Source organism: Kouleothrix sp. 19917 (assembly GCF_057073505.1).
This window is the reverse complement of sequence record NZ_CP097099.1, coordinates 4,800,971-4,816,408: the sequence shown is the minus strand read 5'-3', so window position 1 is coordinate 4,816,408 and position 15,438 is coordinate 4,800,971. Positions and strand designations below refer to the sequence as shown.

Annotated in this window: 9 protein-coding genes; 6 read left to right on the top strand and 3 right to left on the bottom strand. The window is 65.8% G+C overall.

Going from position 1 to position 15,438, the window contains the following annotated elements; genetic code table 11:
* Window position 1 precedes the first annotated feature (1 nt).
* The 6 genes from M1P90_RS19500 to M1P90_RS19475 all read left to right on the top strand — a co-directional run bounded on the left by M1P90_RS19500 (window position 2) and on the right by M1P90_RS19475 (window position 10,515).
* Window positions 2-1,156, top strand: coding sequence for an endo-1,3-alpha-glucanase family glycosylhydrolase (locus M1P90_RS19500; protein ID WP_483696964.1), 1,155 nt, complete (start codon window positions 2-4; stop codon window positions 1,154-1,156).
* Entirely contained in the window at window positions 1,122-3,188 is a 2,067-nt protein-coding gene (locus tag M1P90_RS19495; RefSeq protein WP_483696963.1) for a metallophosphoesterase, read from the top strand. Before M1P90_RS19500 ends, M1P90_RS19495 begins: the two co-directional genes overlap by 35 nt.
* A gap of 53 nt (window positions 3,189-3,241) precedes the next feature.
* Entirely contained in the window at window positions 3,242-3,907 is a 666-nt protein-coding gene (locus tag M1P90_RS19490) for a hypothetical protein (RefSeq protein ID WP_483696962.1), read from the top strand.
* A gap of 46 nt (window positions 3,908-3,953) precedes the next feature.
* Window positions 3,954-6,905, top strand: coding sequence for a metallophosphoesterase (locus M1P90_RS19485; RefSeq protein ID WP_483696961.1), 2,952 nt, complete (start codon window positions 3,954-3,956; stop codon window positions 6,903-6,905).
* Between the two features lie 183 nt (window positions 6,906-7,088).
* A complete protein-coding gene (locus tag M1P90_RS19480; protein WP_483696960.1) occupies window positions 7,089-8,399 on the top strand; it encodes a glycoside hydrolase family 71/99 protein in 1,311 nt (436 codons plus the stop codon).
* Between the two features lie 40 nt (window positions 8,400-8,439).
* Complete coding sequence (locus M1P90_RS19475; RefSeq protein WP_483696959.1) at window positions 8,440-10,515, top strand: glycosyltransferase family 39 protein; 2,076 nt, start codon at window positions 8,440-8,442, stop codon at window positions 10,513-10,515.
* A 53-nt stretch (window positions 10,516-10,568) separates the two neighbouring features.
* On the opposite strand, the gene M1P90_RS19470 is transcribed toward M1P90_RS19475, so the two are convergent.
* From M1P90_RS19470 to M1P90_RS19460, 3 genes are all read right to left on the bottom strand, one after another.
* The gene (locus M1P90_RS19470; RefSeq protein WP_483696958.1) at window positions 10,569-11,804 is read right to left on the bottom strand and encodes a S8 family serine peptidase; all 1,236 of its coding nucleotides are present in this window, start codon (window positions 11,802-11,804) and stop codon (window positions 10,569-10,571) included.
* 181 nt (window positions 11,805-11,985) lie between these two features.
* Entirely contained in the window at window positions 11,986-14,832 is a 2,847-nt protein-coding gene (locus tag M1P90_RS19465; RefSeq protein ID WP_483696957.1) for a CHAT domain-containing protein, read from the bottom strand.
* A complete protein-coding gene (locus M1P90_RS19460; protein WP_483696956.1) occupies window positions 14,829-15,407 on the bottom strand; it encodes a hypothetical protein in 579 nt (192 codons plus the stop codon). The genes M1P90_RS19465 and M1P90_RS19460 overlap by 4 nt, the downstream gene beginning before the upstream one ends.
* Between the last annotated feature and the right edge of the window lie 31 nt (window positions 15,408-15,438).

The following is a 15,438-nucleotide window of genomic DNA, read 5'->3' as shown; positions in this document are numbered from 1 at the left end:
CATGAAGCATTGGTGGAAGCAACTGTATCTGTGCATTCTGCTGGTCGGCCTGGCCGTCGCCGGGCGCGCTCAGGCCGCCCCTGCGCCGCCCATCCCGGTGCTGGCCTACTACTACATCTGGTTCGACACCGGCTCGTGGGATCGCGCCAAAACCGACCTGCCGCAGCTTGGCGCGTATTCCAGCGACGACCGGGGCGTGATGGAGCAGCATGTGCGCTGGGCCAAGGCTGCCGGCATTGGCGGGTTTATTGTGAGCTGGAAAAGCACGCCCGCGCTGAACCGCCGCCTTGAACAGTTAATCGACGTCGCCAGCAAAGAACAGTTCAAGCTGGTGGTGATCTACCAGGGCCTCGATTTCGACCGCAACCCGCTGCCCGCTGATCGCGTCGCCGCCGATCTCGATTTCTTCGCCCAAAACTACGCCAGCAACCCGGTGTTCAACGTTTTTGGTCGCCCGGCGGTGATCTGGTCGGGCACATGGAAGTTCAGCCGCGACGAGATTGCGCAGGTGGCTGGCCCGCGCCGCAAAAGCATGCTGCTGCTCGCTTCCGAGCGCAACGAAGACGATTACACGCGCATTGCCGACCTGGTGGATGGCGACGCCTACTACTGGTCGTCGGTCAACCCGGCGACTTTCCCGCACTACCAGACCAAGCTCGACAGCATGGCGAAAGCCGTGCACGAGCGCGGCGGCCTGTGGATCGCGCCCGCCGCCTCGGGTTTCGATGCGCGCCTGATCGGCGGCACGCAGGTGGTCGAGCGCAACGACGGCGCGACCCTGCGCACGCAGCTCGACGCGGCGCTGCGCTCGTCGCCCGACGCGGTTGGGCTGATTAGCTGGAACGAGTTCAGCGAAAATTCCTACATCGAGCCGAGCCGCAACTACGGCCAGCGCTACCTGGACGTGCTCGCAAACTACGGGCGCGGCAGCGTGCCCACGCCCGCCACCGACCTCGATTCGAGCATGCCCGGCAGCGTGGATGTGGAAGTGCGCCCCGAGGTGCTTGCGCCGCTGGTGAGCATGGCCGCACTGATCGCCGGCAGCCTGGGCGTGCTGGTGTGGCGCAGCATGCGGCGCGGCCCGGGCGGCGCGCAACCCGACGAGAAAGATACAACGCTGTATGAGTACGACGATGCCGAGCCACACACACCATAAGATCGCCCGCCGATTTCTGCTGTGCCTGCTGCTGCTTGGCGCGCTGCTCGCAGCCGTGCCAGCCCCCGCGCGCGCGGCCAGCAGCCACCTGCGCCGCTACCCCTACCTGACCGACCTTGTGCAGGGCTGGGTGACGATCAACTGGGCGACCGACCAGGCCGCCGCGCAGGGAAGCGTGCGCTGGGGCGAGCGTGGCGTGGAATCGTGCACGGCCCATAGCGCCGCCGCAACCAGCACGGTCGTCAGCGTCAACCAGGCCGCGCTCTACCAGTGGCGCGCCAGCCTGCAGCTCAAGCCCGACACCGAGTACTGCTACCGTGTTTACCAGGGCACGACCGACCTGCTTGGCAGCGACGCCTCGCCGCGCTTCTGGTCGCAGCTGCCAGTCGGCAGCGACAAGTCGTTCTCGTTTGTGGTATTTGGCGACTGGGGCGCGGTGAATGCCGACGGCAGCAATGCGCCGCAGGCCAGCATCATGCGTCTGATCGCCAGCAGCGGCGCGCGTTTCGCCCTCACCACCGGCGACAATGGCTATCCCTCGGGCAGCCAGGCCAACTATGGCGATCTGGTGCAGCGCGGGCAAGATATAAGCGCCGTGTTTGGCCCGAAGTTCTGGGCGGTGGCCGGCGCGTCGATGCCCCTCTTCCCGGCGATTGGCAACCACGGCCTGGGCAGCACCACGCCCAACCACCCGCACCTGCTCAACTGGCCGCAAGATCACGCGGTGGCGCTTTCGGGCGGGCGCTACACCAAAGAAACCTACTGCTGCCAGAGCGGCACCGCCTCGGCCAGCTACGCCAGCGCCTGGTACGCCTTCGACGCTGGCGCGGCGCGCTTCTATGTGCTGCATGCCGCCTGGAGCGAAGCGAATGTGGGCCGCAGCGACGAATATGGCGTCGATTATGCCTACCACTGGGCCAGCAACACCGCGCAGTATCGCTGGCTGGTGGCCGATCTGGCGGCGCACCCGGGCGGGCTGAAGTTCGCGTTTCTGCACTACCCGATTCATTCCGATAACGCCACCGAAGGGCAAGACCCCTACCTGCAGGGCGCGGATCGGCTGGAAGGGCTGCTGAGCCGAAATGGCGTCAATATCGCCTTTAGCGGCCACGCGCACATGTACCAGCGCAACATCAAGCCCAACTCGCACAGCCTGGTTACGTATGTCACAGGCGGGGGGGGCGCGAAGGTGCAGCCAATTGCTGGATTTGGCTGCAGCGCGCTGGATGCCTATGGCATCGGCTGGTCGTACTCGGCGAACAGTGGCAGGGGCAAGGGCAGCGCCTGTGGCGCGGCGCAGGTGCCCAGCTCCGACACGCAGGTGTTTCATTTCCTGCTGGTAACGGTGAAGGGCACGCGCGTGATGGTCAAGCCGATCAATGCGCTGGGCAAATCGTTCGATGTTCAAACCTACGAATTTGGCGCTTCTGGCGACACGCAGCCGCCGCTCACGCCCGCCACGCCAAACGCGGTTGCGGTGGGTGCCGGGCGCGTCGAGCTGAGCTGGCCCGCCACCAGCGACGATGTGGGCGTGGCGGGCTACACGCTCTTCCGCGACGGCGCGGAGTACGAAACACTCAGCGCCGACCTGTTCGCCTTTGCCGACACCAATGTCGCGCCCGACACGGCCTACCGCTATGCGCTGGCGGCCTTTGACGCGGCGGGCAATCGTTCCGACCGCAGCGAGTGGCTGGATGTGCACACGCCGCCCGACACCACCGCGCCCGTCGCGCCCGCCAGCCTGAGCGTGGCGATGGCCCCGCAGGGTGCCGACCTGCGCTGGGCCGCCAGCAGCGACGATGTGGGCGTGACCGGCTATGTGCTGCTGCGCGACGGCGACGAGCTGGCCCGCCTCGCGCGCGACGAGCTGCGCTACCTGGATGCAACCGTTCGGCCCGCTTCAACCTATCGCTACCGCGTGCTCGCGCTCGATCGCGCTGGCAACCGCTCGGCACCCTCGCCCGAGGCAGTGCTGCGCACGCCGGCCGCGCTGCCGCCGCCCGTGCAGTATGTACCTGTGGCGCGGCGCTGATTGGGCCGCTGGCAAGCAGAAAACCGTGATCAATGGGAAAAGGAAGTGAACGCATGAACATCGCCCATCGGCCCGACCGCCTGCTGCTTGCAGGTTTGCTGCTTGTCGCCGCTGCGCTTGTGCTGGCAATTACGCCCACTGGCGCGGCCAGCGCCGCGCCCAACCCGCCCGCGCCCGGCGAGCTGAGCGGCTTTGCCCTGAGTGTGCAGAAAGTGGTGCTGCGCTGGGCCGCCGCGCCAATCGACCCGGCCGCGATTCGCTACTCGATCCGCCGCGACGCCACGCGCATTGCCGTGGTGAATGGCGATCAGCTCGGCTATATCGACACGACCGTGGAGCCCGGCCGCGCCTACACCTACAGCGTGCGCGCAATCGAAGGCGAAGAAGCCTCCGCCGCATCGAACAGCCTTGCCGTGCAGGTGCCGCCGCTGCCCGACACGCCCGACCTGACGCCGCCCAGCCCGCCTGAGAACCTGAGCGCCGCCGTGAACGCGGGCGCAGTGCTGCTCGACTGGTACCCCGCCAACGACGACACCGACATCAGCGCCTACCTGCTGCGGCGCGATGGCCTGCCGCTGGCGCTGCTGGGCGCGGGCACACTGCGCTATGAAGATACGGGCGTGGCGGCTGGCGCGAATTACACCTACACCATCGAAGCGATCGACGTTGTTGAGCATAGCTCCGTGCCATCCAACCCGGCCCAGGTCGTCATGCCATAGCTGAGCACATTCGCGCCACTCCGCATCTATCGTGAAGGAAAAAACCATGGCAAGCCAAAAACTCGTTCACTCTGGGGGCCGCATGGCACTGGGCTTTGCCTTGCTGCTGGCGCTCGCGTTCATCCTGCCGGCGCAGGGTCGCGTGGCCGTGCCCGCGCCCAAAGATGCGCTGGTGCTGAGCGCCGTTGCCACCAGTGTGCAGGAAATTCAGCTCGACTGGGCGATCAGCGCCGACCTCGCGCCGAGTGTTGCCAGCTATCGCGTGCTGCGCGACAAGCAGCTGCTTGCTACACTCGACGCCGCCACGCTGACCTATGCCGACCCGGGCATCGCCTCCTCCAAACGCTTCCGCTACACTGTCGAGGCGCTCGATTCGGGCGGCAAGAAGCTCGCCACAGCCCAATCGAAAGACACGCAAACACCCGCCAAACCCGACACCGCCGACACCCTGCCGCCAACCGAGCCGGAAGATTTCGATGTGGTGCCACGCGCCGACGGTATTTTGCTCAACTGGTACTATTCGATCGACGACAGCGACATCACCGCCTTCCTGATCCGGCGCGACGGCAAGCGCCTGATCGTCGTGCCGGCCGGCACGCTGCAATTCCTCGACACGCGCGTGCGCCCCGGCGAAACGCATAGCTACACGCTTGAGGCCATCGACACCGTGGGCCACCGCTCGAAGCAGCGCGGCCAGGGGGCAGTGCGCGCGCTGGCCGGCTCGCCCGATGCGCTCGGGGCGCTGGCTGCCCTGCCCAGCACCGAGCTGGCCGCCGCGCCGCAAGCGGCCGCCGCCGCAGCCTACAGCAGCAAGCTCAAGCGCTACCCCTACCTCACCGATGTCGTGCTTTCGTCGGCAACCATCAACTGGGCGACCGACCGCTCGGCCAGCACGGGCAGCGTGAAGTGGGGCGCGGTCGATGCCGGCGGCAACTGCACGCCCAGCACCACCGTCACCGCCAGCAAAACCAGCCTGACGGTCAACTCGGTTTCGGAATACCAGTGGGCCGCCACAATTGCGCTTGCGGCCAACACGCAGTACTGCTACCGCGTCTACCTCAGCAGCACCGACCTGCTCGGCACCGACGCCGCGCCGCGCTTCTGGACGCAGCTGCCAGCCGGCAACACGCAGCCCTTCTCTTTCGCCGTCTTTGGCGATTGGGGCGCGGTCGACTCGGCGGGCGCAAACCCCGAGCAGGCCAACCTGATGCAGCGCATCGCCAGCAGCGGGGCGCGCTTCGCCATTACCACCGGCGACAACGCCTACCCCTCGGGCAGCCAGAACAACTATGGCGACCTTGTGGAAGTTGGCGCCGACCTGAGCGCGATCTTCGGGCCATCGTTCTGGAAGCGCGCGGGTGCGTCGATGGCGCTTTTCCCGACGCTCGGCAACCACGGCCTCTCGCGCTCGGACACAAACCACCCGCACTTCCAGAACTGGCCGCAAAGCGTGGCGGTGAGCAGCTCGGGCGGGCGCTACACCAAAGATACCTATTGCTGCCTGAATGGCAGCAGCTCGGCAAGCTACCCCAGCGCCTGGTACGCCTTCGACGCTGGCGTGGCGCGCTTCTATATCCTCGATGCCGCCTGGGCCGACTCGAATGTTGGCACGTCGACCGACTACGGCATGGATGCTGCAAATCACTGGGTGTCGGGCAAGGCCGAGTACAACTGGCTGGCGGCCGACCTCGCGGCGCACCCGGGCGGCCTGAAGTTCGCCTTCTTCCACTACCCGCTCTACTCCGACAAGAGCGATCACTCGTCGGACACCTTTTTGCAGGGGCCGGGCAGCCTCGAGCGCCTGCTGAGCAATAATGGCGTCGGCATCGCCTTTAGCGGGCATTCGCACATCTACCAGCGCAACACCAAGCCCAATGCGAACAGCCTGATCTCGTATGTGACCGGCGCGGGCGGCGCGAAAGCCGAGCCGATCGGCCCGAACGGATGCAGCTCAATGGACGCCTATGGCATCGGCTGGTCGTACTCGGCGAACGGCGGCGCGGGCGCGGGCAGTGCGTGCGGCAGCGCCAGCCCGCCCAGCTCGCGCGCGCGCGTGTTTCACTTCCTGCTGGTGAGCATCAATGGCAACCAGGTGACGGTCGCGCCCACCGACTCGAACGGCCAAACATTCGATGTGCAGACCTATAATTTTGGCAGCGCGCCGCCCACCAGCACGCCCACGAACACCGCCATCCCGCCCACCAGCACATCCACCAGCACGGCCATTCCGCCCACCAGCACATCCACCAGCACGGCCATTCCGCCCACCAGCACATCCACCAGCACGGCCATTCCGCCCGCAGACACGCCCACAAATACCGCCATTCCGCCAGCAGATACACCAACCAACACTGCCGTTCTGCCCACGAATACGCCCACGAACACTGCCATCCCACCCACGAATACGCCAACCAGCACGCCGCCAAGCGCGCCGATCTTCAGCGATGGTTTTGAAAGCGGCAATATGTCGGCATGGACAAGCAGCGGCGGCCTGACGGTGCAGAGCATCACCGCGCACGCCGGCACGTTCGCCGCGCAGGGCAACACCACCACGGGCGCAACCTACGCCAAGAAAACGCTGCCCAGCACCTACACCAACGCCTATGCGCGGGTCTACTTCAACATTCTCAGCCAAACCAGCCAGATCAACCTTCTGCGCCTGCGCACTGCCGCCGACGGCTCGATCGCCTACGTGTATGTCGATACCGCCGGTAAGCTGGCCCTGCGCAACGATGCTGGCGCGGCAACCTTCACCAGCACCACCACGGTCAGCAGCGGCAGCGGCTGGCATGCGCTTGAGCTTCACGCCGTGATTAATGGCGTGGCGAGCAGCACCGAAGTCTGGCTCGATGGCGTGAAAATGACGTCGCTCTCGGTCACAACCGACCTGGGCATCACGCCGGTTGGGCGCATGCAAATTGGCGAGGTGCAATCGGGCCGCACCTACAACCTTGTGCTCGACGATGCCGTTTTCAACACCGCGCCGATTGGCCCATAGCACAGGTCGGCAGGTTTGAAAGTTGCAGGTCGGCAGGTTTGAAAGTTGCAGGTTGCAGGTTGCAGGTTGCAGGTTTGAAAGTTGGCTTACTGCCTACTGCCTGCCGACCGGTTCTCGGTTCTGTGGTTCTGTGGTTCTGTGGTTCTGCGGTTCTGCGGTTCTCGGTTCTGGTAGGAACACGATATGAAAGCCGTTTTTCGCCAACTGGGGCTGTTATTCGCGCTAGGGCTGGGGCTGGCTGGCTTGTCGCCGCTAGGTGGGCATGCCGCCGACACCCAGCCCACCCTGCCGCTGCGCGCGGCCTTCTACTACGCCTGGTACCCCGAAGCCTGGACGGTGCGCAATATCTACCCGTTCAGTAACTACACACCCACGCTCGGCTTCTACGACTCAGGCAACAGCGGCGTGATCGCCAACCATATCGCAGCCATGCAGTATGCCAACATCGGGGCCGGCATTGTCTGGTGGGAAGGCGCAAGCTCGACCACCGACGCGCGCATGCCCGCGCTGCTGGCCGCCGCAGAAAACACGCCCTTTCGCTGGGCTTTGTACGACGCGCTGGAAGGGCGCGGCGACCCCGCCCCCGACGTCATCGCCAACGACCTGAAGCACATCCACGAGCAGTTTGGCACGCACCCGGCCTACCTGCGCATTGGCGGGCGCTTTGTGGTGTTTGTGTCGATCGACGCCGCCGACGGCTGCGCCATGGTCCAGCGCTGGAACCAGGCCAACACCTTTGGCGCATACCTCGTGTTTCAGGTCTTCGAAGGCTACCCCGCCTGCGCCGGCCAGGCCGACGGCTGGCACCAGTACAGCCCCACCACCGCGCTCGACTGGCAGGCGCCCTACAGCGTTTCGATCAGCCCGGGCTACTGGAAATATGGCGACGAGCCGCGCCTGCCGCGCAACCTGACGCGCTGGAAGGCCAACGTCCGCTCCATGGCCGCCTCAGGCGCCGACTTCCAGCTGATCGCCACGTTCAATCGCTGGGGCGAAGGCGCGTCGATTGAATCCGCGAGCGAGTGGGCCAGCGAATCGGGTTTTGGCGAGTACCTCGACGCGCTGCACTCCAACGGCTCCGAGCCGGTGTATGTGCCGCAGGCGGTGTTCCACCCCCGCGACCGCTGCGACGAGTATGAGCCAAACGACAACCGCGCCAGCCAGCGCACTGGCCCGATCGCGTCTAACCAGGAAATTATTGCCAATCTGTGCGCAAATGACGAAGACAACTACTTCTTCACCACTGCAACCAGCAACCAGATCCAGGTCGATATCGATCTGCCGGCGCGGCTGGTGGGCCAAACCAACTTCTGGCTCTACGCCAGCACCGACCTGCGCCAGAACCACGAGATCTGCAAGCAGACCAATATCCTGGATGCGCACTTCAGCAGGCTGTGCTCGCTGCCACAGGCTGGCACCTATGTCGTTCGCCTGTATACCAACGGCGTGGCCGACCCTGACCACGCCTATACCCTGCGCGTGCTCTACGACTAGGGCCGGTTTTCCGCTATAATGGCGCGGCGCCGGGCGGCCCATGCAAATGCACACCCCGCCGCCCGGCGGCGCTATGCAGCACGCCCCCGCGCACAACCCACCCAAACCCGCCGCGCCGCGCTGGCCCTGGCTGGCCCTGGCCGCCATCGCGCTGGCCGCCTTTGCGCTGCGCGCGTGGACCTTGCGCCTCAACCTGCCCTACGTCGATCACCCCGACGAGCCCAACCCGATCAACTATGTCGTGGGAATGCTGCGCACCGGCGACCCCAACCCGCACTTCTTCCAAAAACCGTCGCTCTACGTCTACCTGCTGCTGGCGGTGCTTGGCCCGCACTACGCCTGGGGCCGCGCCAACGGGCTCTACGTCCCGCTTGGCGAGATGACCGTCACCACGCATCTGTACACCACCATCCCGGACTTTTTCCTATGGGGGCGCGTGCTCACCGCCGCGATTGGCGCGCTCACCGTCGTCAGCGCGGGCGTGATCGCGCGGCGCATTGCTGGCTGGCGGGCGGGCTTGCTGGCCGCGCTGTTCGTTGCGCTCGCGCCCTTCCACCTGCGCCACTCGCAATATGTCACCACCGACGTCGCCACCGCCTGGCTGGTGCTGCTGGCCTTTGGCGCGGCGCTGGCGGTGGCGCGGCGCGGGCGCTGGGCCGATTACCTGGCGGCGGGCGCGTTTGTCGGCCTGGCCGCTTCAACCAAGTACAATGCTGGCGTGGCCGCGCTGATGCCCTGCGTCGCCCATCTTCTCTGGGCGCGCCGAGCGGCGATCTGGCGCGCGCCGCGCCTGTTTGCGTCGGGCGCAGCGGCGGCGCTGGGCTTTGTGGCCGGCACGCCCTACGCGCTGCTGAGCTGGAACGAGTTTTTGGGCGGCATTCTCGGCCAGGTGAAGGACTACAGCGAAACCGCGCATGGCGATTTCACTGGCGCGTGGAATCTGGCCGGCTACGCCAGCTTCTTCGCCAGCGAAGGGCTGGGCGTGCTGGCGCTCGCCGCCGCGCTCGCCGGGCTGGCGCTGCTGCTGGCGCGGCCCACGCGCCCCGGCCAGCGCGCCGCCGGCCTGCTCTGGCTGAGCTTTGTGCTGCCCTACCTGCTGCTCCATATGGCGCAAAGCAGCCACTTCAACCGCAACATGGTGGCCGTGGTGGTGCTGTGCGCGCTGCCAGTTGGCGTGGCTGGCGAGGCAGTTTTTGCGCTGGCCCGCAGGCAGCAGGGGCGGGCTGGAAAAGGTGCCGGTGTCGCGTTTGCGCTCGTGCCATTTGCGCTATGCCTGGCGCTGTTGCTGCCCAGCATGCTGGAAACCTGGGCGTATACCCAGCGCCTGCGGCGCGGCGATACCCGCGTGCAGGCAATCGCCTGGATCGCCGCAAACGTGCCGCCCGGCGCACGCATCGCCGCCGAAATGCGCCCGCTGCCCGGCGCGCCCGAAAGCCGCTGGGCCGAGGTGGCATCGCTGCCCGCGCGCGACATGGCCTGGTATCGCCGGCAGGGCTATGCCTTCCTGCTCGCCTCTTCCGATGCATGGCGGCAGTGGGCTATTCCGCCCGCATACGCGCAGCTGGCCGGCACGCCCGCCGCCGAGTTCGGCGGCGACGACCCGCGCGCGCAGCTTGGCCCGCACCTCGCGATCTACGCCACCGGCCTCAGCGCCGCCGATGCGCCCCAGCCTATCCCTGGCGACGCGCAGGTGGGCGGCGCGCAGCTTGCTGGCGTGGCGCTCGGCACCCCCGACACCAAAACGCCTGCGCTGGGCTTGGAACCTGCTCAGAAATTCGCGCCCGGGCAAGTGCTGGCGCTGCGCACCTTCTGGCAGGTCAGCCAGCCCTTCGACCGCGACTATTTCATCTTCGTGCACCTGCGCGATGCTGCTGGTGCAACCGTGGCGCAGCGCGACGCCCCCCCCTGGCAGGGCTTGTTCCCCACTAGCTCGTGGCGCGCTGGCACGCTCGCCGTCGACATCAACGACGTGCCGCTGCCCGCCAGCCTGCCGCCCGGCGACTACACGCTGGTGGTGGGCATGTTCGACCCGGCGAGCGGCGGGCACCCCGCCACCAGCGTGGGCGGCCAGCCCGCCGACGCGATCACGCTTGGCACGGTGCACGTCGCGCCATAAGAAAGGCGGCCCGGGTTTCCCCGAGCCGCCTTGTAGTGCCGTTTCTGTGTGCGCTATTTGCTGGCAGGCAGCACACCCACCGCCGCCGCTGCATCCAGCCGGCGGCGCACCGCGCTATTCGTTTGCGCGGCGGTGGTCGTAATGCGCGAAATCACCTCATTTGGCCGCAGCGCCGGGTTCGCTGCGCGCACCAGCGCAACCACGCCGGCCGCCAGCGGCGCCGACATGGAAGTGCCGCTCCAGCTTGCATAGCCGCCGCCCGGGATCGTGCTCATAATATGGTCGCCCGGCGCCATCACCTGCACCCACGCGCCATAGGTCGAGAAGGCCGCCAGTGCGTTATCGCTGGTGTTCGCGCCCACGCCCAGAATGCCCGGAGCCTGGTCAGCGGCGGGGTACTCGCGCAGGCGCATGCCGCTGTTGCCGGCCGCAGCCACAACCACTGCGCCGGGCCGGGTAAGCTGGCGGCAATCCGGAACGCCGCCGGCCACGCATGTCACCTGGCCAAGCACTTCGTCGAGCAGCTGCGAGCGCACTTCGAAGCTATAGCTCAGGTTGATCACATCCGCGCCATTGTTGATTGCATAGCGAATCGCGCGCACCTGCGCCCAGACATCGCCCGTGCCGTCGGGGCGCAGCGTGCGCAGCGGCATGATTTTCGCGCCCGGCGCGGCCAGCGCCACCAGGCCGGCCACATGCGTGCCGTGGCCAAACGCGGCATCGCGCCCTTCTTCGCCTTCTTCCTGCGGCACGCTGTCTTCGCCAATGAAATCGTAGCCGGGCACCAGCCGGTCGCGCAGCGCCGGGTGCTCCATGTCGATACCCGTATCGAGGATGGCTACCACAATACCCGCGCCGGTGGTAGCAGTGTGCGCCGCTGGCAGGCGAATATTATCGCTGGCCCACTGGCTGGCATACTCGCCATCGCTGCCGCCCACCACCCACGATGATCGCTGGCGCGCTTCGGGGATCTGGCCATCGGTATTTGGCTCGGCATAGGCTACCTGGGTGTTGCCACCCAGTTGCGCCAGCTTCTGGCTCACCGTGCTGCCATCGTCAATTTTGAAGCGGTACGCCGACATGCTTGTTAAACTATCGGCCTGCGCTTCCGGCACCTCAAGGCCATTCAGCCCCGCAAACATACGCACATCGGTGCCAGGCGCCAGCTTGGCAATAATCGAGGAAGCGCGGCGATCGTGGGCAGGGGCCGCAAAACTCTGCACTGGCAGCACAGCCAGCGCTACCAGCAAACCGAAAAGACCGAATGGCAGGCGTCGCGAAAGACGCATAGAAAACTCCTTATTGGCTCCCTACCAAGCGTGCGCAGCATTGCGCGGCAGAGCAGGGTATTCAGACCTGCAGCATAATAAGGATGTCGTATGGATAGTATGGAATGTTCGGAAGAATATGCGAATTATAGCGCAGCTTGGATTGCTTGTTAAGCTCTTAGATCGCGAAATGTCAAAACTGTCACCAACGACCGAGCAAGATAAACGGTGCCCAGAAGAAAGGGTGGGGCTGCTCCTGGATGATCGCCAGTTGCGCCTGACGCAAGGCTGCAGCGGGGTGCTTGCCATTGCGCAGATGCGTGTAGAAAATTTCCATGGTTCGTGCGGTTGAGGCATCGTCGACGGCCCACAGGCTCATCAGCAGGGTGGGCGTGCCAGCCGACATAAAGCCGCGCGCCAGGCCAAGCAGCTCGTTGCCCGGCGCAATATCGTTTACGCCCGTCTCGCAGGCGCTGAGAACCACCAGCTCGCTTTGCAGCTCCAGCCGGTAGGTGTCGCGCACCGTCAGCTGCCCATTGCTCAGCTCAATTGCCGAGAACAGCGGGTTGTCGGGGCGGAAATGGCCGTGGCAGGCCAGGTGGAGCACGTCGGCGCGGGGCGCGGCACGCTGCACGGCATCAAGGGTCGCCTGCTGGTCGAGCAGGAGTGTGTGTGTGGGGAAATGCGCCGCCACCGCTTCAATTTCTTCGCGCACGTGGGGTGTTCGCGCATCCTGAATGCCTACGAGCACGGCGTGGTTGAGCGGGCGGCGGGCCTGCTCCAGGCCATGGAGCAGCACCTGGGCACTGGGTGTGTATGCCACTTCGCGCTGCTCAATCAGGTAGCGCGCGCCATCGTGCAGGGCATGGAATGGCACATAGTGCAGTACCTGGTGTGGCGCAATAATCAGGCGGCGCGTGCCAATGTGCTCCTCAAGCGGGCGAATCAGCCGGGTGTAGAGCTCGGCCAGGTGGCGGCGTGTGCGCGTGGTGAGCTGTTCCATGTGGCTGTGCAGCTTGGCCGAGCCATAGCGCAGCGTTTCGAGCTGAAACCGCAGCTGCTCGACAATAACGGTAACTGCCGGAACCGAGCCAAGTGCCTGCACGACGCTGATCTTGTCGCCCGTGACGACAAAGGCCGCAAACTGCTGGTTCAGATCGAAAAAGCTGATCAGCGCGGTGTCGCTGCCGAGCGCTTGCTGCAGCCGGCCATGGTCGAGCGCCTGGGTTGGGCTGCGCGTCTCTGCGGCGGTGCTTTGCTGAAGCTGCCGCATCAGGCCAGCTAGTGCCGCTTCGCGATCGCGCACTGCTGCCTGCCAGCCATTGAGCGTGTTGGGGTAGGCGTCGCCATCGCCCTCGAACGGGCGGTTGATCTGGCTGTAGAACCAGTTGAGCTCGGCGCGCAGCTCGTTGTGTCGTTCCAGCAGGGTGGCTTCAAACGTATCACGTGGTATGAGGCGCTGCTCGGTGGTGCCTAGCAGTTCGAGCAGTGCGCGGGCACGGGCGCGCTCGGCGTAGTGAAATGCCTCGGCCACACGCGCGCCATCGGGGTCGTTCAGGCACAGGCGCACCATTTCGGTGTAGGGTGCCAGCTTGTCGGCAATAAAGGCCGTGCGAAACTCATCCGCCGGCAGCGGCGCGCGCATGGTTTCGATCAGCGCAATCGCCTGCTGAAACGCGGCGGCACTGGCTGCCATGTCGCCGCGCGCCGCAGCCAGCATGCCTAGGCTCGTCAGGCAGCGCTGGGCGATCTGTGGAATGTTATGCTGCTGGGCGTCGCGCAGGGTTGCGTCAAGCAGGTTTTCGGCCGAGGCAACGTAGCTCAGGGCCCGGTACGATTCACCGCGCAGCCAGCGCCCCAGCAAGACCCGGCCACGCGCCCCGGCCGCGAGCAGCGTTCGCTCGGCCTGCTCGGCTTTCTGCAAAACGGTGCGATATTCGCCCACCGTATACGCCAGCTGCGCCTCGGCCAGCAGCACATCGGCCAGGCCAACTTTATTGCCTTCGGCCTGGTACAGCGCTGCCGCCTGGCCAAGCAGGCTGTGTGCGCTGTCGTGCTGGCCAAGCTGCAAGCAGGCCAGGCCGTGGTTCAGCAGCGTGCGGGCCTGCTCGGCGCGCCGCCCCAGCTCGGTAAACATGCCCGACACGCGCTCGTAGATTGCGGCGGCCTCGGGCGCAAGATTCAGCGCCAGGTAGGCGTCGGCGAGCTCCTGCTCGGCCACCGCCGAGTCGAGCGGCATGTGCAGGTCGGCGTAGCGGCGGCGCGAGCGCTCCAGGTAATCGAGCGCGCGGTCGTAGTGGCCCTGAAACAGCTCAAGATTGCCCAGGTTGCACTCGATCTCCGCGCGCGTGACTTCCAGGTCGGCGGCCTCGGCGTGAAAGAGCGCCTGCTCGTAGAGCTGCGCCGCATCGCGGAAGTGATATTGCAGGCTGAGGACGTTGGCAAGGCCATTATTCGCGTAGGTCAGCAGCTTCTGGTCGCCCAGCGCCAGAAAGCGGTCGCGCGCGGCACGATAAAAGCGCTCGGCCTCGGGGTACTGATCGCGGCGGTGGTAGAGGTTGCCGAGGTTCTGCTCGACCTTGCCGGCCGACAGGATGTCGCCATAGGCCAGGAAAACCTCGCGCGTGCGCAGCCCGCATGCGATCGCCTCATCGTAGCGGCCAAGCATCGCCAGCGCGTAGATTTTGCTCACCTGCGTAGCAGCGGCGGTTTGCGGCTGTTCAAGCGCGCCGAACTGCTCGGCTGCGGCGTCGATCAGCTGAATGGCCCGTTCAAACGCACCTTCGAGCTGCAACGCAGCCATGCCGCGCGTCCAGCTTGCAAGCGCAAGGATCTCGGCTTGTGGGCTGAGTACAGCCAGATCGTCGAGGGCGTCGGCGGCACCGGCCGCCAGGGCGGGCAGGCTACTGTAGGAATCGAAGTACAGGTTTTTGAGGGCACGGGCGAGGCCGTTTGGGTCGCTGGAGAACTGCACGAGCAAGGCCGAACGTTCTTCCGGGCTGGCGGCTGCCACCTGATTGGCGATCGAAACCTGCTCGTATGCGCTCATTTGATCTCAAACTCGGGCAGCGTAATTTCAAGCGCCTCAAGATTCAGCGTCAGCGTGTAGGTGCCGGGTGGCACGGGCGGCAGGCTGAATTCACTGTTCTCATTCAGCGCATTAGTGGCCCCGGTAGCGCCGCCCAGCGAGGCACTGCCACTGCTGTCGGCGCCAAGCAGCTGGCCGGCAATGCTCCACAGCTCGCCTTGGGGCTTCACGCGCAGATCAATTGTATAGTGCTCGGTTTCAAAGAGCAAATGGCGCTGCTCGTTCGCGCCGCCCCGCATGCCAAAAGCCAGCGGAGCCTGGGCACTATCGAACAGAAGGCGAGCCAGCGCCTGCAGGCGATTTGCCGGCCGCTTCAGGCGCGCGCCAAGCCGTTTGGCCTGTTCAAGCACATGGGCAGGGGCCGAATCACCCGCATCGGCGCGCATCACGCCAAGCGTGCGTGTGAGCCATTCGAAGTCGGCAGTGCAGCGCGGGCAGATCGTTAGGTGATGCTGTGCTGCGTCATCCAGCCGATCGCGGCCTTCTGCGACATCGATTAAGCTCGTAAACGGAATATGTGCAAGTAATCGACCCATATGCTTCCTGTGAGCCTTTCATTATACTCAC